This is a genomic window from Bartonella queenslandensis AUST/NH15, from assembly GCF_000312585.1.
GTDB classification, from domain to species: domain Bacteria; phylum Pseudomonadota; class Alphaproteobacteria; order Rhizobiales; family Rhizobiaceae; genus Bartonella; species Bartonella queenslandensis_A.
Map to the genome: position 1 here is coordinate 1 of NZ_HE998196.1, position 813 is coordinate 813.

Genomic DNA, 813 nt, shown 5'->3' on the forward strand with positions numbered 1-813 from the left:
GAGAACAATAAAAAAGGTAGAGAAGCTCGTTTATACTTTATCGAATGTGAAAGACGGTTAAAACAAGCCGCTACTCCACAGATAGCCGCCCCCCAAGTTGACTACTCCAAACCTGAAGCATTACTTGGTGTCTTGAATCACTTACAAAGTCAAATCGAGCAAAAGGATCATACCATTGCTGAATTGACTCCAAAAGCAGAGGCTTTAGAAGGTCTAAAACGCTCTGATGGTCTGTTTGGTCTTATTGAAGCAGCAAAGATGTTAGAAGTGCGACCAAAGGATTTAACCGACTATTACGTAAACATAATTGGGTTTACCGCGTGCTCCAGGGGCGCCTCTGTTACCTTATCAGGATAAAATCAAGAAAGGCTTCATGGATTGCCCTGCTATCACCATTCAAAGACCAGATGGTACAGAAAAGGTGCTCCCTTCAACGAAAATCACCTCCAGAGGATTGGCATGTTTGAGAGAGCAAATCTTTGGGGGTGTACAATGAAGATAGATACCAACTTCTTATGTGATTTATGGATGGCATTATCTCAATTTTCTAGACATGAAAATATGAATGATAAAGATTGTACTGCTCTGGTTGATACTATGAGTGTGATAGAAAAAGCTTTAATTTTAAAACTTCGAGATGAGATGCCAAGTATACTTAAAATTTTAACAGTTCTAACAGATTTTGGTGATTCAGAGTTACCGCATAGCATGGATTCTTTATTGCGCGCTTATGAACCGAACTTCGAGAGCCCTATTAAAAAGGTTGCTTAAGTAAAATATATACCCCCTCCTCGTTCTCAAAATGGGGAGGGT

Annotated in this window: 1 protein-coding gene and 1 pseudogene; both read left to right on the forward strand. The window is 39.7% G+C overall.

Annotation, left to right across the window (positions count from 1 at the left end; genetic code table 11):
• Positions 1-496, forward strand: a pseudogene (locus BN338_RS09860) (phage antirepressor KilAC domain-containing protein); the annotation flags it as partial.
• The gene (locus tag BN338_RS09865; RefSeq protein WP_039761950.1) at positions 493-771 is read left to right on the forward strand and encodes a hypothetical protein; all 279 of its coding nucleotides are present in this window, start codon (positions 493-495) and stop codon (positions 769-771) included. The pseudogene BN338_RS09860 and the gene BN338_RS09865, both read left to right, overlap by 4 nt.
• Positions 772-813: the final 42 nt, after the last annotated feature.